This is a genomic window from Stenotrophomonas sp. GL_111, assembly GCF_057835245.1.
The window spans coordinates 1439488-1459552 of the sequence record NZ_CM174421.1 but is presented as its reverse complement, the minus strand read 5'-3'; the positions used below and the strand labels follow the sequence as shown (position 1 = coordinate 1459552).

Genomic DNA, 20065 nt, shown 5'->3' with positions numbered 1-20065 from the left:
AATGACTGACAACGCCCCACGCATCCATCCCACCGCCGTGGTCGACCCGGCCGCGCGCCTGGCCGACGACGTGCAGGTTGGCGCGTTCACCCTGATCGGTGCCGATGTTGACATCGGCGCCGGCACGGTGATCGGCCCGCATTGCTCGATCCAGGGCCCGGCCCGGATCGGTCGCAACAACCGTTTCATCGGCCATGCCGCGATCGGTGGCGAACCGCAGGACAAGAAGTACAAAGGCGAGCGCACGCAGCTGGTGATCGGCGACGACAACGTGATCCGCGAGTTCGTCACCATCAACCGCGGCACCGAAGGCGGCGGCGGCATCACCACGGTCGGCAACGACAACTGGATGCTCGCCTACACCCATGTCGCGCATGACTGCCATGTCGGCAACCATTGCGTGTTCTCCAACAACACCACGCTGGCCGGCCATGTCAGCGTGGGCGACTACGTGATCATCAGCGGCTTCGCCGGTGCGCACCAGTTCTGCCGGATCGGCGCACATGCCTTCCTCGGCATGGGTGCGCTGACCAACGGTGACGTCCCGCCGTTCACCATGGTCGGCAGCGATTCGCTGGGCCGCCCGCGCGGGATCAACAGCGAAGGCCTCAAACGCCGCGGCTTCGATGCCGAGCGCATCGCCAGCATCAAGCGCGCCTACCGCACGCTGTACGTGGCCGGCCTGCCATTGGCCGAAGCCAAGGTGCAGCTGGCCGAACAGGCCGCGCACAGCGCTGACGTGAAGGACCTGTTGGACTTCATCGAGCACGCCGAGAGGCCGCTGCTGCGATGACGGCGCCGGGCGGGCAGACGGCAGCCGGAACGACCGCGCAGATCATCGACCTCGCGGCGGTGGTGGACACGCTGGACAAGGCCGGGCTGGCCCATGCGTCCGAACGACCGGTGCGGATCGCGCTGGTCGCCGGCGAAGCGTCCGGCGACCTGCTGGGTGCGGGCCTGGTCCGTGAACTGCGGCGGCGCTTTCCCAACGCCGAGTTCGCCGGGATCGGCGGCGATGCGATGCGCAGCGCCGGCTGCCTGACCTGGTTCGACGCCAGCGAGCTGGCATTGATGGGCCTGACCGAAATTCTGCGGCACCTGCCGCGGCTGCTGAAACTGCGCCGCGAGTTCCGCACCCGCGCGCTGGACTGGCAGCCGGATGTGTTCATCGGCATCGATGCCCCGGACTTCAACCTGGGCGTGGAGCGCTGGCTGAAGGAACGCGGCATCACCACCGTGCACTACGTCAGCCCGTCGGTCTGGGCGTGGCGTGAGAAGCGCGCCGAGAAGATCGGGGCGAGCGCGGACCTGGTGCTGTGCCTGTTCCCGATGGAGCCGCCGATCTATGCCCGGCACGGCATCGATGCGCGCTTTGTCGGCCACCCGATGGCCGACGAGATTCCCCTGCACAGCGACCGTGAGCAGGCGCGGGTGGCCCTGGGCCTGCCCAGCAATGCCAAGGTGCTGGCGGTATTGCCGGGCAGCCGGCTGGGCGAGATCGGCAAGCTGGGCGAGGCCTTCTTCGAGGCGGCCTGGCAGGTGTCCGAGCGCATTCCGGGCCTGCACGTGGTGGTCCCGGCGGCCAACCCGGCCTGCCGACGGCTGATCAACGAGCAGCTGTCGCGCTCGGCACTGCCGGTGGCGTATTCGCACCTGCTCGAGGGCGATGCGCGCAACGCGATGATCGCCGCCGACGTGGTGGTACTGGCCTCGGGCACGGCAACGCTGGAAACCATGCTGGTCAAACGCCCGATGGTGGTGGGCTACCGCGTGGCCGAACTCACCTACCGCATCGTCAAGGCGCTGGGCCTGATCAAGGTCAACCGTTTCGCGCTGCCCAACATCCTCGCCGGCAAGGACCTGGCGCCCGAGCTGATCCAGCACGACTGCGTGCCGGACAAACTGGCCGCGGCGATCCTGCAATGGTTCGACCATCCGCAGCGCGTGCACGATCTGCAGGACACCTACCAGCAGCTGCACCTGCAGCTGCGCCAGGATGCCTCGGCGCGTGCCGCCGATGCGGTGGCCGAGCTGCTGTCGCGCAACCCGCGCGCGGCACCGGCGGCATGAGCCGGCGCCACGCGGCAGCCGCGTCGCTGACGCTGTTCGACGGCGCGGCGCTGGCCACCGTGGCCCCGCGCTTCGTGGCCGGCGTGGACGAGGCTGGACGCGGCCCGTTGGCCGGGCCGGTGGCGGTCGCGGCGGTGGTGTTCGACCCGGACCGCCCACGCCTGAGCGGACTGGACGACTCCAAGCAGCTGACCGCGCTGCGCCGCGATCAGCTGTTCGACAAGATCATGGAGCGGGCGCTGGCCTTCCATGTGGTGATGGTGGACGTTGCCGAGATCGACGCACTGAACATCTACCAGGCCACGATGCTGGGCATGCGCCGCGCGGTGGAAGGGGTGGCGCACGTGGCACAGTTCGCGCGCATCGACGGCAACGTGGTGCCCAAGGGGCTGCCCTGCCCGGCGCAGGCGCTGGTGGGCGGCGACGGGCTGGACCGGTCGATCATGGCCGCCTCGATCCTGGCCAAGGTCAGCCGCGACCGTTTCATGCTGGACCTGCACCAGCAGCACCCCGAGTACGGCTTCGACCAGCACAAGGGCTACGGCACCCCGGCCCACCTGGCAGCACTGCGCAGCCACGGCCCCTGCCCCCAGCACCGCCGCAGCTTCGCCCCCGTGCGGGCGAGTGAACTGGCTGTTTCTGGCTGAACTGCTGGAGCTGGAGCTGGAGCAAGAGCAAGAGCGGTGCGCCAGCTTTCCGAGTTAAAGGGCGGCACGGTTGGATCACCGGGACACGCCGCAAGTACGTCCTTGTAGGCTCCGGCGGCGCATCCATGCGCCTCAGGGTCCCGCCGATCCAACCGTGCCCCCCTTTTCACAGAGGGTCGGTGCGCAACGAACGTCAACACCGGCCCTGTGGATTCGATGGGGTAACCGCCAATTGGGTGGGGTGTGGGTGCCGAGCATGGCTCGGCACTACCTTTCTTCTCCCAACCTGGCGAAGTTGATCTCCCGCACTCGATCAACTGAATGCCACGGCTCCTGCTCAAAGCCCTTGCCCCCCCATGCGTACCGGCCAAGCGTCAGGGGGGTGGCGGATGCGGGGGGCGCGGGACTGTTCAAAACATGGATGTTTTGAACAAGCCCCCATGGATGGGTTCACGGCGTGTCCCGCGCCCCCCGCATCCGCCGCCCCCCAGCCCCTCGGCACACGCACACCGGCTGTGGCTATGGCTGTGGCTGTGGCTGTGGCTGTTGACGTTAGCTGAACACAACCGCCAACCCGCCCCCCTGTAACACCGCTGTCAAGCCTTGTTCCTCCTGCCGCCCGCCGCTACCCTGACCGGGCATTACATTGGCCCGGCATGTCCACTTCCCGTTTCGTACATCTCCACGTCCACACCGAATTTTCGCTGGCGGATTCGACCATCCGTGTCCCGGCGAAGCCGGATCAGGCTGACCCGAAAAAAGCCAAGCAGGCCAACCTGCTCAGCCGTGCTGTCGAACTGAAACTGCCCTCCCTGGCAGTGACCGACCTGAACAACCTGTTCGCCCTGGTCAAGTTCTACAAAGCCGCCGAAACCGTAGGTATCAAGCCGATCGCCGGCGCCGACATCATGATCGCCGAAGAGGGCATGACCCCCTGGCGCATGACCCTGTTGTGCCGCGACCGCGACGGCTACCTCAGCCTCTCGCGCCTGCTCACCCGTGCCTGGATGGAAGGCCACCGCCCCGAAGGCGGCGTCGCCGTGCATCCGGAATGGCTCAAGGCCGGTTGCCACAACCTGTTCGCCCTCGCCGGCCGCGACAGCCTCGCCGGCCGCCTTGCCAGCGAAGGCCGCCACGACCTGGCCGAACAACAGCTCGCCGACTGGCAGCGCGTGTTCGGCGATGGCCTGCACCTGGAACTGACCCGCACCGGTCGCGACGGCGAAGAAGCCTTCAACCAGTTTGCCCTGCTCGCCGCCGGCCAGCGTGGCCTGCCGGTGGTGGCCAGCAACGACGTCCGCTTCCTGCAGCCCGAAGATTTCAGCGCCCACGAAGCGCGCGTGTGCATTTCCTCCGGCCGCGTGCTCGACGACCCCAAGCGCCCGCGCGATTACAGTGACCAGCAGTACCTCAAATCGCCCGAGGAAATGTGCGCGCTGTTCGCCGACATTCCCGACGCGATCGACAATACTCTGGCACTCGCGCAGCGCTGCAACATCGAAATGCGCCTGGGCACCTACTTCCTGCCCAACTACCCGGTGCCCGAAGAAGAAACGCTGGACAGCTGGATCTGCAGCGAAGCGCGCAAGGGCCTGGACGCGCGCCTGGAAAAGAATCCGCTGGCCGAAGGCAAGACCCGCCAGGACTACGTCGACCGCCTCGAATTCGAACTGGCCACCATCATCAAGATGGGCTTCCCCGGCTACTTCCTGATCGTGGCCGACTTCATCCAGTGGGGCAAAAACCAGGGCATCCCGATCGGCCCCGGCCGCGGTTCCGGTGCCGGCTCGCTGGTGGCCTGGGCGCTGCAGATCACCGACCTCGACCCGATCCCGTACAACCTGCTGTTCGAGCGGTTCCTCAACCCCGAACGCGTGTCGATGCCCGACTTCGACATCGACTTCTGCATGGACCGTCGCGACGAAGTCATCGACTACGTCGCCCGCAAGTACGGCCGCGAACGCGTCAGCCAGATCATCACCTACGGCACCATGGCCGCCAAGGCCGTGGTGCGCGACTCCGGGCGCGTGCTCGGCTTCCCGTACGGCCTGGTCGACGGCGTCTCCAAGCTGATCCCCAACATCCTGGGCATCTCGCTCAAGGACGCCATGGGTGAAGGCAAGGATTCGGAAATGGCCTCGCCGGAGCTGATCCAGCGCTACCAGAACGAAGACGATGTCCGCGACCTGATCGACCTGGCCCGCCAGCTCGAGGATCTCACCCGCAACGCCGGCAAGCACGCCGGTGGCGTGGTGATCGCGCCCGAGCCGCTGGCCGAATTCTGCCCACTGTTCGCCGAACACGATGAAGGCGGCCGTGGCCGCAACCCGGTCACCCAGTTCGACAAGAACGACGTCGAAGAGATCGGCCTGGTCAAGTTCGACTTCCTCGGCCTGCGCACGCTGACCATCATTGACTGGGCGGTCAAGGCGATCAACAAGCGCCATGCGCGCGCCGGTATTCCGCCGGTGGACATCACCGCGCTGCCGCTGGACGACGCGGCGACCTACAAGGACATCTTCGCCAACGGCAACACTGGCGCGGTGTTCCAGTTCGAATCCTCGGGCATGCGCCGCCTGCTCAAGGACGCGCGCCCGGACCGGTTCGAAGACCTCATCGCGCTGGTGTCGCTGTACCGCCCCGGCCCGATGGACCTGATTCCTTCCTTCAACGCGCGAAAGCACGGCCAGGAAGAAATCATCTATCCCGATCCGCGTACCGAAGCGATCCTGAAAGACACCTACGGCATCATGGTGTACCAGGAGCAGGTCATGCAGATGGCGCAGATCGTGGGCGGTTACTCGCTCGGCGGCGCCGACCTGCTGCGCCGCGCGATGGGCAAGAAGGTGCCGGCCGAAATGGCCAAGCACCGCGAGATCTTCCGCGAAGGCGCGGCCAAGGACGGAGTGAGCGAGGCCAAGGCCGATGCCATCTTCGACCTGATGGAAAAGTTCGCCGGCTACGGCTTCAACAAGTCGCACGCCGCCGCCTACGCGCTGGTCAGCTACCAGACCGCCTGGCTCAAGCGCCACTATCCGGCCGAGTTCATGGCGGCCACGCTGTCCTCGGACATGGACAACACCGACAAGGTGGTCGGCTTCCTGGCCGAAGTGCGCAACCTCGGCCTGACCGTGCTGCCACCGCGGGTGAATGATTCGGCGTACATGTTCGAAGCGGCCACCGCCGACACCATCCAGTACGGCCTGGGCGCGATCAAGGGCGTCGGCCAGGGTGCCTGCGAAGCGGTCGTGGACGAGCGCGTGCGCGGGGGCCGATACGAAACGCTGCTGGATTTCTGCATGCGTTCCGAATCGGGCAAGCTCAACCGCCGCACGCTCGAAGCGATGATCAACTGCGGCGCGATGGATGGCCTGGGCAAGAACCGCGCCTCGTTGATGCTGCAGTTGCCCGAGGTGCTCAAGGCCACCGACCAGCTCGCGCGCGAGAAGGCGTCCGGCCAGAATTCGCTGTTCGGCGCCCCCAGCCCGCAGACCACCGCGATGCAGCTGGATCTGCCCGAAGCCCGCGAATGGGGCCTGGGTCAGCTGCTGGAAGGCGAGCGTGAAACGCTGGGCTTCTACCTCAGTGGCCACCCGTTCGACCCGCATGCCGATGACGTCAAGGAACTGGTCGGCACCGACCTGGGCGCGCTCGAGAAACTGATTCCGCCGCCGCGCCCGAGCAAGGACGGCGAGAAGCGCGCCTGGCGCCAGGAAACCCCGGTGATTCTGGCCGGGCTGGTGGTGGGCGTGCGCCGCAAGGGCGAAAGCCAGGTGTTCATGCAGCTCGAAGACGGCAAGGGCCGGGTCGAATGCAGCGCCTTCTCCGACGGCATGGCCGAGTTCGGCCACCTGATGACCAAGGACCGCATCCTGGTGGTCAAGGGCGGGTTGCGCGAAGACGAATTCAACGGCGGCTATGCCCTGCGCATCCGCCAGTGCTGGGACTACGAGGACATCTGCGCCAACTACGCCACGCGGCTGTCGCTGCGCGTGGACCTGCGCCAGGACGGGCCGGTGTGGTCGCGCATCAATGCCCTGCTGGACCGCCATCGTCCCGGCCGCACACCGCTGCGCCTGGACCTGCTGCTGGGCACCGCACAAGGCCCCGTGGCCGGCATGCTCGACGTGGCCGGCGATACCGCCGTGCGCGTGGACAGCCACCTGGTCGACGCACTGCGCGCCGATCCCGCCGTGCGTACCGTCAAGGTGCGCTACAGCCCGCCGTGGTCGAACTGACCCGCTCCATCCGCACGACAGGTACTTTGTTTTGATCAAGCGTTTCACCGTACTGCTGCTCGCAGCCACTGCCCTCACCGGCTGCTCCAGCCCGAGCCAGACCTTCGAGATCGACAACCCCACCGATACGCCGCTGACCCTGCGCATCGATGGCAACGAACTGCCGATCGCCGCCCATGCCTCGCGCCCGGTCAAGCTCAAGCCCGGCGAGCACCACCTGCAGAGCACGCAGTTGGGCGACGTGCGCTTCATCGTCTACGCACGCGGCAAGGGCGGGCTGATCAACCCCACCCTGGGCGAGTACGTGACCGCCCGCGAGATCTACGTCACCGATCCTGACAAGCTCAAGCACTTCGGCAGCAGCAAGAGCCGGATCGAACTTGGCGGCGTGACGTTCGAAGGCCCCTACGCGGTCTCCCACGCCCTGTTCATCGACAAGAACTGGACCTTCGGCGTGCGTGAGCCGTTCCCGGACGAACAGACCGTGGCCCACGTGGACGAGAGCGGCGGGCGGATCAGCACCAAGATCTTCACCGCCGCCGACTTCATCGCCTATGTGGAGGCCGACATGGACCAGGCCGGCGCCTACCTGCGCGAACAGCCGCGCGGCTACGTCGCCCCGGCCTACCCGCTGGAAACGGCCCCGGCCACCCTGCCCGCGCTGGACCCGGCCTTCGAGGCCCATGCCGGCCCGCTGCGCGAGCTGTACACGCGCTACCTGCACGCCACCACCGCCGATGACCAGCTGCAGCTGCAGCAGGAGGCCTTCCAGGCCCAGATGGCCTTCACCGCGGCCACGGCCATGTTGGGGTCCAAGCTGCCGGTAAAGGCCAACGAGGCCTACAACGACTTCGTGACCACCCGCAGCCAGCTGATGGGCAGCGCGGTGCTGGTCGTGCCCTGAGCTGACTGGCGCCCCCGGCCCCGCTGCGCTACCGTCGGTTTCCAGACGACGGCGTACGGGGCTTTTCGACGCATTCGGCTACACTTTCCCTCTTTACTTCACGACGGTTTCCGATGAATCCGAACTACCTCGACTTCGAGCAACCCATCGCTGATCTGGAGGCGAAGATCCAGGAACTGCGCAGCGCCAGCGCCGGTCCGGCGGTCAATGTCGAGGCCGAAGTGCATGCCCTGCAGGACAAGCTGCGGGTGCGCACCGCGCAGATCTTCCGCAACCTGTCTTCCTGGCAGATTCTGCAGCTGGCCCGTCACCCCTCGCGCCCCTACACCGCCGACTACATCCGCATCATCTGCGATGAGTTCCAGGAACTGGCCGGCGACCGCGCCTTCGCCGACGACAAGGCGATCATCGGCGGCCTGGCCCGCATCGGTGGCCGCTCGGTGATGCTGATCGGGCACCAGAAGGGCCGCGACACCAAGGAAAAGATCAAGCGCAACTTCGGCATGCCCAAGCCGGAGGGCTACCGCAAGGCGCTGCGCCTGATGAAGATGGCCGAACGCTTCGGCCTGCCGGTGCTGACCCTGATCGACACCGCCGGCGCCTGGCCGGGTATCGATGCCGAATCCCGCGGCCAGTCCGAGGCGATCGCCCGCAACCTGATGGAGATGGCCGAGCTGAAGGTGCCGGTGATCTGCACGGTGATCGGTGAAGGCGGCTCGGGCGGCGCATTGGCGCTGGGCGTGGGCGACCGCACCGTGATGCTGGAATACAGCGTGTACTCGACGATCAGCCCGGAAGGCTGCGCCTCGATCCTGTGGAAGGACGCGGGCAAGGCCAAGGATGCCGCCGAACAGCTGGGCCTGACCGCGCCGCGCCTGAAGGGCCTGGGCCTGGTCGACAAGGTGGTGCGCGAGCCCACCGGTGGCGCGCACCGCAACCCGAACCAGATGGCCAAGCGTCTGAAGGCCGTGCTGCTCAACGAGCTGGACGCGCTGCAGACGCTGTCCACCGAGGACCTGCTGCAGAAGCGCTACGAGCGCCTACGCAGCTACGGTGCCTACGAAGCGGCCTGATCGGGCCGCGCCATGTGCACCTCAAAAGCCGGGCGCGAAAGCGTCCGGCTTTTTTTTGGTGTTCTCCATTGGAGGGGCGTGTCACTTCCAGATCAACGGCAGCGGATTCGTTCCGGGTGTGATGCGAGCGTTGGGGCCCCCTTGGTGGCTGGCAGGCGCCTTGGCAAATGTCCCCCGGCGCCGGCCGTAGGCCGTCACCTCCTCCTTTACTTTGCCCAGTCGCCTGCCAGCCACCAAGGGGGCAAGGCTTCGGAACGCATCTGTAAAACCGAGCGCTGGCAAAGAGGCACCGGTGTTTTCGGTACGCGGGCCCCGCTGCCCTTGCGGGCGAAGTAAAGGAGGAGGTGACGGCCGCAGGCCGGCGCCGGGGGACATTCGCGCGCAAGGGCAGCGGGGCCCGCGCCCCAGCCACCTGCACCGCGGAGCCTTACACGTGGAAAATCCGCCGTGGACCATTTCCGTTCAGAACGGCTTGGCCAGCACCAGGTAGACCACGCCGATGAACAGCACCAGCGGCAGTTCATTGAACCAGCGCAGCGCACGCGAGGACGGCAGCGCGCGGCCCTTCACCGCCGCCTTCAACAGGCGCCCGGTCCAGGAGTAGTAGATCAGCAGCAGCACGACCAGGCCGAGTTTGGCGTGCAGCCAGCCGGCCGCGCCGGGGGCGACCATGGTCGGGAAATCGGGGATGACCTTGTAGCCCAGCCACAGCACCAGGCCCAGGATCAGCGCGAAGCCGAACATCATGTGGCCAAACTTGTACAGCCGCAGGCCCATCAGCTGCAGGCGTTCGGTGACGGGCAGCTGCCCGGCGGTTTCGCTGAGGTTGACCAGGATCCGCGGCAGATAGAACACGGCCGCCATCCACGCCACCACGAACAGCAGGTGGAAGGTTTTTACCCAGTAGTAGGACTGCATGCGCTTGCTCCGGCGGCTGGCGTGGAATGGTGTTCATTCTGGCCGATTCGCCCCCACCGCGCATGCGCGACGGTTTGACGCAGTACGATGGCGGCCGCTTTCCCTTCTGTCCGATGCCGCCCATGCACAAGAACTACGACCAGGCCTACTTCCAGCGCTGGTACCAGGCCGACCAGGCCGGTGGCGCGGCGCGCCTGGCACGCAAGGTGGCGCTGGCCGTCGCCAGTGCCGAGTACTACCTGGAACGCCCGATCTGCAGCGTGCTGGACATCGGCTGCGGTGAAGGGGCCTGGCGTGCGCCGCTGCTGAAACTGCGCCCGCGCGTGCAGTACATGGGCTTTGACAGCAGTGACTACGCGGTGCACCGCTACGGCCGCAGCCGCAACCTGCACCCGGCCAAGGTGGGCGACTTCGCCTGGCTGCGCCCGTGCGCGCCAGTGGACCTGCTGGTCTGCTCGGATGTGATGCACTACGTGCCCAGCCGTGAGCTGCGCCCCGCGCTGGCCGGCTTCGCCGAACTGACCGGCGGCGTCGCCTTCCTGGAAGCGTTCAGTGCCGAAGATGAGTTCGACGGCGACCACGACGGTTTCCAGTCGCGTCCGGCGCGCTGGTACCGCAGCCAGCTCAAGGCGGTCGGCTTCACCGCGCTGGGGTCGCACTGCTGGTTGTCGCCGGCCCTGGCCGGGCATGCGGCGGCGCTGGAACGCGGCGACCGCTGAATCTCGATAACAAATGAGACGACAGCCCTATTAACGCGGGCACGTCGCGGGTGCGCTATGCTGCGCGGCAACATAAGACCATACATATTCGGACGCCATGCTTTATCAGCTGCATGAGTTGACCCGCAATCTGCTTGCTCCCTGGGTACATCAGGCACAGGCCAACGCCAAGTTCTTCGCCAACCAGGGCCACTGGTGGTCGCAGATGCCCGGTGCCGATCGTCTGGCCGCCGTGAATGAGCTGTTCCACCGGATCGGCAAGGATTACGAAAAGCCGGAATGGGGCATCAACGAAATCGAGGTCGACGGCGAGCGCGTGCCGATCGTCGTCCATGAGGAAGTGACCAAGCCGTTCTGCAAGCTGCTGCGATTCAAGCGCCACAGCAACGAAGCCGACCAGCTGCACACCATGCTCAACCAGCCGTTCGTGCTGGTCGTCGCACCGCTGTCCGGCCACCACGCCACCCTGCTGCGCGATACCGTGCGCACCCTGCTGCGCGACCACCGCGTGTATGTCACCGACTGGGTGGATGCACGCATGGTGCCGGGCAGCGAGGGCGAGTTCGGGCTGGATGACTACATCGCCTACGTGCAGGAATTCATCCGCCATCTGGGTGCCGAGAAACTGCACGTGGTCAGCGTCTGCCAGCCGACGGTACCGGTGTTGGCCGCGGTGTCGCTGATGGCCAGCCGGGGCGAGCCCACTCCGCGCACGCTGGTGATGATGGGCGGCCCGATCGATGCGCGCTGCAGCCCCACCGCAGTGAACAACCTGGCTACGCAGAACCCGCTGTCGTGGTTCGAGAACAACGTCATCCATACGGTGCCGGGCACCTATCCGGGCGCTGGGCGTCGCGTGTATCCGGGCTTCCTGCAGCACGCCGGGTTCCTGTCGATGAACCCCAGCCGGCATTTCAGTTCGCACTGGGATTTCTACGCCGACCTGGTCAAGGGCGACATGGAAGACGCCGACGCACATCGTCATTTCTACGACGAGTACAACGCGGTGCTGGACATGCCGGCCAAGTACTACCTGGACACCATCCGTGTGGTCTTCCAGGAATTCCTGCTGCCGCGCGGGGAGTGGTTCGTCAACGGTGAGCGCGTGGACCCCACCGCGATCACCGGCACCGCGCTGCTGAGCATCGAAGGCGAGCTGGACGATATCGCCGGCCTCGGCCAGACCGAAGCGGCGCAGGCGCTGTGCAGTGGCATCCCGGCCGAGCACCGCGAGCATTTCATCGTCGAAGGTGCCGGCCACTACGGCATCTTCAGCGGCCGCCGCTGGCGCGAAACCGTGTACCCGAAAGTGCGCGATTTCTTCGCCACCCACGCGCAGGCGGCCACGGCCAAGCCGAAGAAGGCCGCCAAGATCGCCAGCAACGTGACCCCGTTGCGCCGCAAGGCCAGCTGAAAGGCGTGCCGACCGTTGGTCGGCACTTTCCCTCCGCCATCGCGCCCTTACAGCCGCACCAGCAGGTGCTTGGCCATCATCCCGTGCAGGCGGCCGATGCCGCGCGCCAGGTGCAGGGTGGCAAACAGCAGCACCACGCCCACGATCGCCAACAGCGGGGTCAACCACATCGGCATCATCTGCTGGCCGTCGATCCAGATGCCCCAGTACTTGTTGTCGAACATCAGCGCGGCGATCGGCGACCAGATGAAGGCCAGCGCGATCGACAGCAGCGTGGTGAAGATCGTGAAGTACACGATGCCCAGCGGCAGCATCAGCACGAAATACAGCTGGGTCAGCCAGGTGCGGCCGTCGGTGAACATGTCGCCAATGCGCTGCAGCCAACTGCGGTTGCGGTCGGAGTAAGTCGGCCGGCGTGGCATGCGCTCGCCCAGCAGCGCTTCCACCAGCCGCCCTTCCAGCAGCGACAGCCCGCGCACCGAACCGAAGTACAGCACCGCCACCGGGATGCCGATGATCAGCACCAGCAGGCCCAGCGACAGCGACAGGCCGGTGACCACCCAGGTGAAGAAGAAGATGCCGGTGGCCAGCGACAGCAGCATGTAGAACAGCGCGCCATAGGTGCGCGGTTCCAGCGCCACGCCGAAGAAGCGGGCCAGTGCGGAACGCGGGCGCACGGCCGGCGGCGGCGCGCTGCCCGCCGTGGCAGCGGCGGCGTCAGCGGCCGGCACCGCGCGGGACACGGGTCGGGCACCGGCGCTGGGGACACGCAGCGCCCGGCTCACGGTGATCTCGGTTTCGCGGTAGATCTCCGCCACCTCTTCCGGTGCGCCATAGCTGCCGGCGACATCGGCGATCACCTCGGCCTCGCTGCGGCCCGGCTGTGCCGCCAGTTCCGAGCGCAGGTATTCCTCGGCATCGTAGAGGGCGTCCTGCACCATCGCCGGGTCGGCGTCGTGCAGGGCGGCGCGCAGTTGCGCCAGGTACTGCGGGATGGTGGCCGGCAGGCCGTTGCCTGCTGTGGTCTGGTCGTTCATTGCAGTACCCCCTCCAACACGGAATCGACGGAATCACGGGTGGCGCGCCAGGCCTGGGTCCATTGCTCCAGTACCTCGCGGCCGCGTTCATTGATGCGGTAGTAGCGCCGTGGCGGGCCGGCCATCGACGGTTCGACGTGGCTCTCCAGCAGCCCGCCGCCCTCCAGGTTGCGCAGCACCGGGTACAGCGCACTCTGCTTGCCGCTGAGCACACCCTCGCCGACCCGCTCCAGCTCCTTGGCGATCAGGTAGCCGTACAGCGGCTCACCGGCCTTGGCGAGGACCGCCAGCAGGGCCAGCGACACGGTGCCGGCGCTAAGCTCTTTCTGGAACTTCTTCAAGTGGGCTTCGTGGTCGCTCATTGCGTTCTCCAACTAGCGTGGAGTCAACACTAGTGCGAAGTGAGCTATAGCGAATGTGTCGTTAGTCACCCTGTCGGCGGACATGGGTGGCGGCGGGGGGCTGGCTTCACGCAGAATCGGCTGACTCTCCTGATCGGGACCGCCATGTCGCTTCGTCGCCCTGCCCTGCTTGCCCTCGCCCTGGCCTGCGTTCTGCCCGGCCCGGCCTTCGCCGCCACGCCCTACCGCAGCCCGCAGCAGATCCTGGAGGCCTCGCCGGACAGCGACTGGCGTACCCCGGACCCGGCCAACCTGCTGTACATGAATCTGGACAGCGGGCGGGTCACCGTCGAACTGGCCCCCGCGTTCGCGCCGCAGCACGTGGCCAACATCCAGACCCTGGCCCATGAGCACTTCTGGGATGGCGAGAGCATCTACCGCGCGCAGGACAATTTCGTGGTGCAGTTCGGCGATGCCGATGCCGACGATGCGGCCAAGGCCAAGCCGCTGGGTTCGGCCAAGCGCAAGCTGCCGGCCGAGTTCCAGCGCGACAGCACCGGCCTGAAGGTCAGCGTGCTGCCCGACCGCGACGGCTGGGCGGACCAGACCGGGTTCGTCGATGGCTTCCCGGTCGGCCAGGACCGGCAGGACGGCAAGGCGTGGCTGGCGCATTGCTACGGGGCGCTGGGCGCTGGGCGCAACAACGAGGAAGACAGCAGCATCGGCGCCGAGCTGTACGTGGTGACGGGGCAGTCGCCGCGCCAGCTGGACCGCAATATCACCCTGGTCGGCCGGGTACTGCAGGGCATGGAACTGCTCAGCGCGCTGCCGCGTGGGCCGGCGCCGATGGGCTTCTATGCGCAGGCCGATCAGCGCACGCCGATCCGTTCGATCCAGCGGGCCAGCGATGTCCCCGCAGCGCAGCGGCCGAAGCTGCAGGTGCTGCGCACGGATTCAAAGACCTTCGCCGATACCGTGGAAGCGCGGCGTAATCGCGTGGATGATTTCTACAAGCGCCCGGCCGGGCATATCGACCTGTGCAACATCGCCGTGCCGGTGCGCTAGGCAGCAGCCGCCGAGCATGGCGCGGCGCTACCCTGCGGTGCGGCGGTTGTCTTCTGGTAGCGCCGCGCCATGCTCGGCTGCGCAGGTTCAGCGCCGCTGCGACGCAGCCACGCTGCCCAGGATCAACACACCGGCGACCAGCATCGCCCCGGTCACCGGTTCGCCCAGGAACAGCCAGGCGAACAGCGCGCCGAACATCGGCACCAGGTAGGTCACGGTCGAGGCGCGGGACGGGCCGATGCGCGCGATCAGGCGGTAGAACATCAGGAATGCCAGGCCCGTGCAGACCACGCCCAGGGCGACGGCGCTGGCCCAGGACAGCGCCGGGATCGGCGTGGTCGGCCAATGCGTAAGCGCCATCGGCAGCAAGGCGATCGCCGCACAGCTGAGCGTCGCACCGGCGGAAGCGGCCGGCGGCAGGCCGGTCATGTGGCGCTTGACCAGGTTCACGCCCAGCCCGTACAGCAGCGCCGCCGTGGCACCGGCCACCACCGCCGCACCGATGCTCAGCCCGGACACCTTGGCCGTGGCCAGTACCACCACGCCGGAGAAACCGACCAGCAACGCGATGGCGCGGCGCATGCCGATCTTCTCGCCGAAGAACAGGAAGGCGATGAGCGCGGCGAACAGCACCGTCATCGCATTGCAGATCGCGCCGATCGCGGCCGGGGCGCGTTGCGCCGCCCAAGCGAACAGCACGAAGGGAATGGCCGAATTGATCACCCCGATCGGGGCCAGCCACAGCCAGCGGCGTGCCGGGAAGTGCGCGCGCGCCTGCCACAGGAAGGGCAGCAGCACCAACGCGCCGAGCAACAACCGTACTTCCACCAGCGCGTAAGGGCCAAAGGCGGGCACGGCCACGCGCATGAACAGGAACGAGCAGCCCCAGATGGCGCCCAGCACCGTCAGCTCCAGGGGGGTGCGCCAGTCGCGCTCGATCGCCGCGCTGGCCAGCGGTGTCCCGCTCATGGCCGCGCCCCCGACAACAGGCAGGTAGCGGGCTTGGGTGCGAACAAGGGCGACAACATGGGGCGGGCTCCGGCGGCGGGAAACACAGCATCCGCCTGCCGGGAGCGCCCCGCAAGCGCGTAGAATCCGGTCAAGCCACAAATTTCATTTGGGTCTCGACCATGATCCTGCGTCCCGCCCTGTTGCCCGCACTGGGGGTGTTTGCGGTAGCCGCCCGCCACCAGAATTTCGCCCGTGCCGCCCAGGAACTGCACCTCACCGCCAGCGCGGTCAGCCACCATGTGCGCAAGCTGGAAGTCCTGCTGGGCACGGTGCTGTTCCAGCGCCATGCGCGCGGCGTGCGGCTGACCGCCGAGGGCCGGCAACTGGCCGATGCAGCCGCCGCCGCGCTCAGCGATCTCAATGCGGTGGCCGGCAACCTGCACCCGCAGGCGGACATCGTGCCGCTGCGGGTCACCACCATCCGCTCGCTGTCCTATTGTTGGCTGGTGCCGCGGTTGGCGCGCTTCACCCATCAGCACCCGCACGTGCGCATCGAACTGCAGACCAGCACCGAGCTGGTGCGCTTCGACGAGAACGGGCCGGAGCTGGGCATCCGCTACGGCCTGGGCCAATGGCCGGGGATGCGCGCGTACCACCTGATGGATGACGAACTGTGCCCGGTCGCCTCCCCCGCACTGGCCGGCGTGTCGGCGCTGCGCGAGCCGGCGCAGATCGCCGCGCTGCCGTTGATCAGCGACATGTCCCCGCAGGGCTGGCGCGACTGGTTCCGTGCCGCCGGCGTGCGCGGGCTGGATCTGCCCTCGCTGCATAGCTTCAGCGACAGCACCGATGCGATGCGCGCGGCGGTCTACGGGATCGGCGCGGTGCTGGCGCGCAAGCACATCGCCCAGCCCTACCTGCAGCGCTACGAACTGGTACGCCTGCCCGGCCCGGCGTTGAAGGCGCGCTACGCCTATTACGTGGTGCACGCCGAACACCGCCCGCTCAGCCCCACCGCGCTGGCGTTCATGGACTGGCTCAAGCGCGAGGCGCAGGACGAACGCACGCCGATACCGGCGCTGCCCGATGAACTGCTGGGCCGCCCTGCTGCAGGTGACCGGGACGTGTAGCGCAGCGTGGATGCGGTGTCGCTGCGTCATCACCCGCCCTTATCCGCACGCTGGCTAGGCTGGAGACTCCTTTCCCCCAAGGCGTATTCCATGGCCATGTTGCGACTTCGAATCACCGGCAGCGAAGACGATGCCCGCGCGATCAGCGATCTGTTGCAGGGCATCGACGGCATTGAACATGTCGAAGAAACCGACGACCTGATGCCGCACATGGACGATGACGATTCCAGCTCGGCCGGGCTGTCCGATGACATCGGCCCGGGCATCCATGAACTGGAAGTGGAAGTCGGCAATGCCTACACTGCCCAACGCGTGCGCGATGCGGTGCAGGAACTGGCGCTGGAACTGGATGTGTTCGTCGAGTACGAGCACGACGAAGGCTGAATCCTGCGCGGCACCGGCAGTCCCGGTACCGCGCAGCAAGGAACTCAGCGCGCGGCCTGGCGCCGGCGCTGGCGGCGACGCCACAGCTTCAGGCCCAGCCACAGGCCGAACCCACCGATCACCACCACCGGCAGCAATGCCGCCACGGCACGGATCAGGAAGGCGACGCTGCTGCTCAGGATCGCCCCGGAATCGCGCAGGGCATCGGCGATGTCACTGCGGCTGCGCTGCCCGGCCGACGTCTCGAACTGCAGCGTGACCAGTTGGGTATCGATACGACGGCGCTGCTGCGCAGCATCCTTGTTGGCCTGCTCCACGCCCGCTTCGATTTCCGAAAGGCGCTGGCTGATGCTCAGCAGGTCGGCGATGGCCAGGCCATTCCGGTCCTGGTAGGCCAACAGGCGCTCGTGTTCCTTCTGCAGGCGTGCCTTGGTCAAGGCGGTGTCGGCCACCTGCTGGGCCAGGTCTTCGGCCTGGGTGTTGCGCGAAGACACTTCACCGCCCTGCCCGGCCAGCCCGATGATCGGCTCCACGCCCTTCGGCGCGATCCGGACCCGGATCGAGCCGCTGGGGTACTCGCCGCCCTGCTGGTTCACCTGCAGCACCGCGCAGTCGCCGAAGCGGCTGGACTGGCAGGCATCGGCCACCTGTTTGACGCGCGCGCCGATCCCGGTCGCTTCCATGCGGATGCGCACGTCGTGCTCGTAGGCCAACGCAGCGCCTTCGGGAGACGCTACCGCGCCCGCGCCGCCACCACTGTCCGCAGCGGCCTCATGTTTGGCGCAAGCGGCCAGGCCCAGCAACAGCATCCCTGCCACGACGCCACGCAGGCGCCAGGTCGTCCCTTTCATCACATGCTTGCTCCATCAAATCGGTTGATCTTGAGCCCGTCCAGGTCCAGGCCCGGCAGGCAACGCACGTTCACGGCCACCATCGGCTGCCCGCTGCGCGGGTCCATGCCCTCGCTGAACGGGGCGGTGCCGCAGGTGCGGCAATGGTGGTGTTCCAGGTGCTGCTTGTTGAACTGGTAGGTGGCCACGTTGGCCGGGTCGGTATTCAGGGTCAGCGCCGCGCGTGGCGCGAACCACAGCAGGCCACCGCGGCGGCGGCACAGCGAACAGTTGCAGTCCAGCGCCTCGGTGATCGGCTCGGCAGCCTCGACCACGAATGCAATCTGCCCGCAATGGCAGCTTCCTTCGTACTGCATGGCGCACCCTCCCGGTGGAAAGGGCCATGGTAATCCAATGGCACGGGCACGGCCGGGCGCGGGGGCCTATGCTCGGGGATTGACCACTGCACAGGATCGCCGATGCGCCAGCATCTTCTCGCCCTCGCCCTGATCGCCGCCCTCGGCGGTTGCCAGCAGGCCGACGCCCCGCCCGTCGCAAACGGCACCCCGGCTGCGGCCACCGCCGGCGATGCCGCGGTCGATGCCGCCTTCGCCGATCTGTCCAAGCGTGCCCTGGACACCTGGATGCAGCTGTCGCCGATCAGCGCCACGCAGATCGGTGATCACCGCTACGACAGCGAGATCGATGACCTCAGCGCCGCTGGCCAGCAGAAGGTGTTGACCGCCTACAAGGGCCTGGTCGGTGACCTGGACCGCATCGATGTAAGCAAGCTCTCGCGCGAGAACCAGGTCGATGCGGCCATCCTGCGCAACCAGCTGCAGTCCGAGATCTGGAACGCCGAAGTGCTGCAGGCCTCCAAGTGGGATCCGCAGATCTACAACGGTGTGGCCGGCAGTGCGATCTACGGCCTGATGGCACGCGAATTCGCGCCGCTGCCCGAGCGCCTGAAGTCGGCGACCGCGCGCATGGAGAAGCTGCCGCAGATCTTCGCCCAGGCCCGCGCGAACCTGGACCCGGCCCGCGTGCCGAAGATCCATGCCGAAACCGTGGCCAAGCAGAACCGCGGCATCCTCAGCATCGTGGACACCTTCATCGCCCCGCATATCAGCGAACTGCCGGCCGAAGACGGCAAGCGCCTGCAGGCGGCCATCGATGGCTTGAAGAAGGCGGTCGAGGAACAGCAGACCTGGCTGGACAAGACCCTGGTACCGAATGCCAAGGGCGATTTCCGCATCGGCGCACAGCTGTACGACCAGAAGCTGAAGTTCGCGCTGAATTCCTCGCTGTCGCGCGCGGAGATCGGTGAGCGTGCGCGTGCTGAACTCAAGCGCGTGCGCCAGGACATGTACGGCATCGCGCAGACGGTGTTGAAGGACAAGCCGGGTGCACCGGCGCTGCCGGCCAACCCGAGCGATGAGCAGCAGCAGGCCGCGATCGAAGCCGCGCTGGAACTGGCCTACGCCGACAAGCCGGCCCGCGACAAGGTGGTCGAGGACGCCAAGGCGGCGTTGGCGCAGTCCACCGAGTTCGTGCGCAAGCATGACCTGATGACGCTGCCCGATTCGCCGGTGGACATCATCCTGATGCCGGAGTTCCAGCGCGGCGTGGCGGTGGCGTACTGCGATTCGCCGGGCCCGTTGGACAAGAACCTGAAGACGTTCTACGCGGTGTCGCCGATTCCGGACGACTGGACCGACAAGCAGGTCGATTCGTTCCTGCGCGAATACAACAGCCGCATGATCCACCTGCTTAGCATCCATGAAGGCACGCCGGGTCATTATCTGGAAGGCTGGCACTCGGGCAAGTTCCCGTCCACGCTGCGCGCGGTGCTGCGTTCGGGGCTGTTCGCCGAGGGCTGGGCGGTCTACACCGAGCGGATGATGCAGGAGCAGGGCTACCTGGACAACGACCCGCTGTTCCACCTGGTCCAGCTGAAGTTCTACCTGCGCACGATCTCCAATGCGATCCTCGACCAGGGCGTGCACGTGGACAACTGGACGCGTGAGCAGGCGATGCAGCTGATGACCCACGATGCGTTCCAGCAGGAAAGCGAGGCGTCGGGCAAGTGGGTGCGCGCGCAGTTGACGTCGGCGCAGCTACCGACCTACTTCGTCGGTGCGCAGGAACACTTCGATACGCGCAAGGCGGTGCAGGACAAGCAGGGCGCGAAGTTCAACCTGAAGGCCTACCACGATCAGATGCTGTCCTACGGCGCGCCGCCGGTGCGCTTCGCGCGCCAGCTGATGCTGGACCAGCCGATCGAATAAGCGTTGCCGCGTTCCTCGTCGGACAGGCAAACGGCCCGGTGCGAACCGGGCCGTTT

18 protein-coding genes are annotated in these 20065 nt (G+C 67.1%); 12 read left to right on the top strand and 6 right to left on the bottom strand.

The window, feature by feature from the left end; genetic code table 11:
- Position 1 precedes the first annotated feature (1 nt).
- The 6 genes from lpxA to AC3IPM_RS06580 all read left to right on the top strand — a co-directional run bounded on the left by lpxA (position 2) and on the right by AC3IPM_RS06580 (position 8932).
- On the top strand, positions 2–793 hold the full coding sequence (lpxA, locus tag AC3IPM_RS06605; RefSeq protein ID WP_489303168.1) for an acyl-ACP--UDP-N-acetylglucosamine O-acyltransferase: 792 nt from the start codon (positions 2–4) through the stop codon (positions 791–793).
- Positions 790–2070, top strand: a complete 1281-nt coding sequence (gene lpxB, locus AC3IPM_RS06600; RefSeq protein ID WP_489303167.1) for a lipid-A-disaccharide synthase — start codon at positions 790–792, stop codon at positions 2068–2070. Before lpxA ends, lpxB begins: the two co-directional genes overlap by 4 nt.
- Positions 2067–2717 carry a ribonuclease HII gene (gene rnhB, locus AC3IPM_RS06595; protein ID WP_489303166.1) on the top strand — a complete coding sequence of 217 codons (651 nt, stop codon included), beginning with the start codon at positions 2067–2069 and terminating at the stop codon, positions 2715–2717. The genes lpxB and rnhB overlap by 4 nt, the downstream gene beginning before the upstream one ends.
- 656 nt (positions 2718–3373) lie before the next feature.
- The gene (dnaE, locus tag AC3IPM_RS06590; protein WP_489303165.1) at positions 3374–6955 is read left to right on the top strand and encodes a DNA polymerase III subunit alpha; all 3582 of its coding nucleotides are present in this window, start codon (positions 3374–3376) and stop codon (positions 6953–6955) included.
- Positions 6956–6986: 31 nt separating this feature from the next.
- Positions 6987–7859 (top strand): hypothetical protein, encoded by an 873-nt coding sequence (locus tag AC3IPM_RS06585; protein ID WP_489303164.1) that lies wholly within the window; start codon positions 6987–6989, stop codon positions 7857–7859.
- Between the two features lie 113 nt (positions 7860–7972).
- The gene (locus AC3IPM_RS06580) at positions 7973–8932 is read left to right on the top strand and encodes an acetyl-CoA carboxylase carboxyltransferase subunit alpha (RefSeq protein ID WP_489303163.1); all 960 of its coding nucleotides are present in this window, start codon (positions 7973–7975) and stop codon (positions 8930–8932) included.
- A gap of 462 nt (positions 8933–9394) precedes the next feature.
- On the opposite strand, the gene AC3IPM_RS06575 is transcribed toward AC3IPM_RS06580, so the two are convergent.
- A complete protein-coding gene (locus AC3IPM_RS06575) occupies positions 9395–9850 on the bottom strand; it encodes a CopD family protein (protein ID WP_489303162.1) in 456 nt (151 codons plus the stop codon).
- Between the two features lie 122 nt (positions 9851–9972).
- Here AC3IPM_RS06575 and AC3IPM_RS06570 point away from each other — a divergent pair, with 122 nt between their 5' ends.
- Both AC3IPM_RS06570 and AC3IPM_RS06565 read left to right on the top strand, forming a co-directional pair.
- Complete coding sequence (locus tag AC3IPM_RS06570; RefSeq protein ID WP_489303161.1) at positions 9973–10569, top strand: class I SAM-dependent DNA methyltransferase; 597 nt, start codon at positions 9973–9975, stop codon at positions 10567–10569.
- Between the two features lie 97 nt (positions 10570–10666).
- Positions 10667–11983 (top strand): polyhydroxyalkanoate depolymerase, encoded by a 1317-nt coding sequence (locus tag AC3IPM_RS06565; protein WP_489303160.1) that lies wholly within the window; start codon positions 10667–10669, stop codon positions 11981–11983.
- Between the two features lie 47 nt (positions 11984–12030).
- On the opposite strand, the gene AC3IPM_RS06560 is transcribed toward AC3IPM_RS06565, so the two are convergent.
- Both AC3IPM_RS06560 and AC3IPM_RS06555 read right to left on the bottom strand, forming a co-directional pair.
- Entirely contained in the window at positions 12031–13020 is a 990-nt protein-coding gene (locus AC3IPM_RS06560; RefSeq protein WP_489303159.1) for a sensor domain-containing protein, read from the bottom strand.
- Positions 13017–13382, bottom strand: a complete 366-nt coding sequence (locus AC3IPM_RS06555; RefSeq protein WP_489303158.1) for a PadR family transcriptional regulator — start codon at positions 13380–13382, stop codon at positions 13017–13019. Before AC3IPM_RS06555 ends, AC3IPM_RS06560 begins: the two co-directional genes overlap by 4 nt.
- Positions 13383–13526: 144 nt before the next feature.
- Here AC3IPM_RS06555 and AC3IPM_RS06550 point away from each other — a divergent pair, with 144 nt between their 5' ends.
- Positions 13527–14426 (top strand): peptidylprolyl isomerase, encoded by a 900-nt coding sequence (locus tag AC3IPM_RS06550; protein WP_489303157.1) that lies wholly within the window; start codon positions 13527–13529, stop codon positions 14424–14426.
- Between the two features lie 87 nt (positions 14427–14513).
- On the opposite strand, the gene AC3IPM_RS06545 is transcribed toward AC3IPM_RS06550, so the two are convergent.
- A complete protein-coding gene (locus AC3IPM_RS06545; RefSeq protein WP_489303156.1) occupies positions 14514–15395 on the bottom strand; it encodes a DMT family transporter in 882 nt (293 codons plus the stop codon).
- A 161-nt stretch (positions 15396–15556) separates the two neighbouring features.
- Between AC3IPM_RS06545 and AC3IPM_RS06540 the strand changes: the two genes are divergently transcribed.
- Both AC3IPM_RS06540 and AC3IPM_RS06535 read left to right on the top strand, forming a co-directional pair.
- Positions 15557–16507: a LysR substrate-binding domain-containing protein gene (locus AC3IPM_RS06540; RefSeq protein WP_489303155.1), complete on the top strand. Its 951-nt coding sequence runs from the start codon at positions 15557–15559 to the stop codon at positions 16505–16507.
- Between the two features lie 90 nt (positions 16508–16597).
- Positions 16598–16891 (top strand): hypothetical protein, encoded by a 294-nt coding sequence (locus AC3IPM_RS06535; RefSeq protein WP_489303154.1) that lies wholly within the window; start codon positions 16598–16600, stop codon positions 16889–16891.
- 44 nt (positions 16892–16935) lie between these two features.
- Here AC3IPM_RS06535 and AC3IPM_RS06530 read toward each other — a convergent pair whose 3' ends face one another.
- Together AC3IPM_RS06530 and AC3IPM_RS06525 are read right to left on the bottom strand one after the other, a co-directional pair.
- Entirely contained in the window at positions 16936–17742 is an 807-nt protein-coding gene (locus AC3IPM_RS06530; RefSeq protein ID WP_489303153.1) for a DUF4349 domain-containing protein, read from the bottom strand.
- Positions 17742–18098: a GFA family protein gene (locus AC3IPM_RS06525; RefSeq protein ID WP_489303152.1), complete on the bottom strand. Its 357-nt coding sequence runs from the start codon at positions 18096–18098 to the stop codon at positions 17742–17744. Before AC3IPM_RS06525 ends, AC3IPM_RS06530 begins: the two co-directional genes overlap by 1 nt.
- A gap of 102 nt (positions 18099–18200) precedes the next feature.
- Here AC3IPM_RS06525 and AC3IPM_RS06520 point away from each other — a divergent pair, with 102 nt between their 5' ends.
- Positions 18201–20009 carry a DUF885 domain-containing protein gene (locus tag AC3IPM_RS06520; protein WP_489303151.1) on the top strand — a complete coding sequence of 603 codons (1809 nt, stop codon included), beginning with the start codon at positions 18201–18203 and terminating at the stop codon, positions 20007–20009.
- Positions 20010–20065 lie beyond the last annotated feature (56 nt).

Coding starts and splice junctions, on each gene's coding strand:
- AC3IPM_RS06560 (WP_489303159.1), bottom strand. CDS start 13,020: ATGAACGACCAGACCACAGCAGGCAACGGCCTGCCGGCCACCATCCCG.
- AC3IPM_RS06545 (WP_489303156.1), bottom strand. CDS start 15,395: ATGAGCGGGACACCGCTGGCCAGCGCGGCGATCGAGCGCGACTGGCGC.
- AC3IPM_RS06565 (WP_489303160.1), top strand. CDS start 10,667: ATGCTTTATCAGCTGCATGAGTTGACCCGCAATCTGCTTGCTCCCTGG.
- AC3IPM_RS06540 (WP_489303155.1), top strand. CDS start 15,557: ATGATCCTGCGTCCCGCCCTGTTGCCCGCACTGGGGGTGTTTGCGGTA.
- AC3IPM_RS06575 (WP_489303162.1), bottom strand. CDS start 9,850: ATGCAGTCCTACTACTGGGTAAAAACCTTCCACCTGCTGTTCGTGGTG.
- rnhB (WP_489303166.1), top strand. CDS start 2,067: ATGAGCCGGCGCCACGCGGCAGCCGCGTCGCTGACGCTGTTCGACGGC.
- AC3IPM_RS06550 (WP_489303157.1), top strand. CDS start 13,527: ATGTCGCTTCGTCGCCCTGCCCTGCTTGCCCTCGCCCTGGCCTGCGTT.
- dnaE (WP_489303165.1), top strand. CDS start 3,374: ATGTCCACTTCCCGTTTCGTACATCTCCACGTCCACACCGAATTTTCG.
- AC3IPM_RS06580 (WP_489303163.1), top strand. CDS start 7,973: ATGAATCCGAACTACCTCGACTTCGAGCAACCCATCGCTGATCTGGAG.
- AC3IPM_RS06535 (WP_489303154.1), top strand. CDS start 16,598: ATGGCCATGTTGCGACTTCGAATCACCGGCAGCGAAGACGATGCCCGC.
- AC3IPM_RS06555 (WP_489303158.1), bottom strand. CDS start 13,382: ATGAGCGACCACGAAGCCCACTTGAAGAAGTTCCAGAAAGAGCTTAGC.
- AC3IPM_RS06530 (WP_489303153.1), bottom strand. CDS start 17,742: ATGAAAGGGACGACCTGGCGCCTGCGTGGCGTCGTGGCAGGGATGCTG.
- AC3IPM_RS06570 (WP_489303161.1), top strand. CDS start 9,973: ATGCACAAGAACTACGACCAGGCCTACTTCCAGCGCTGGTACCAGGCC.
- AC3IPM_RS06520 (WP_489303151.1), top strand. CDS start 18,201: ATGCGCCAGCATCTTCTCGCCCTCGCCCTGATCGCCGCCCTCGGCGGT.
- AC3IPM_RS06525 (WP_489303152.1), bottom strand. CDS start 18,098: ATGCAGTACGAAGGAAGCTGCCATTGCGGGCAGATTGCATTCGTGGTC.
- lpxB (WP_489303167.1), top strand. CDS start 790: ATGACGGCGCCGGGCGGGCAGACGGCAGCCGGAACGACCGCGCAGATC.
- lpxA (WP_489303168.1), top strand. CDS start 2: ATGACTGACAACGCCCCACGCATCCATCCCACCGCCGTGGTCGACCCG.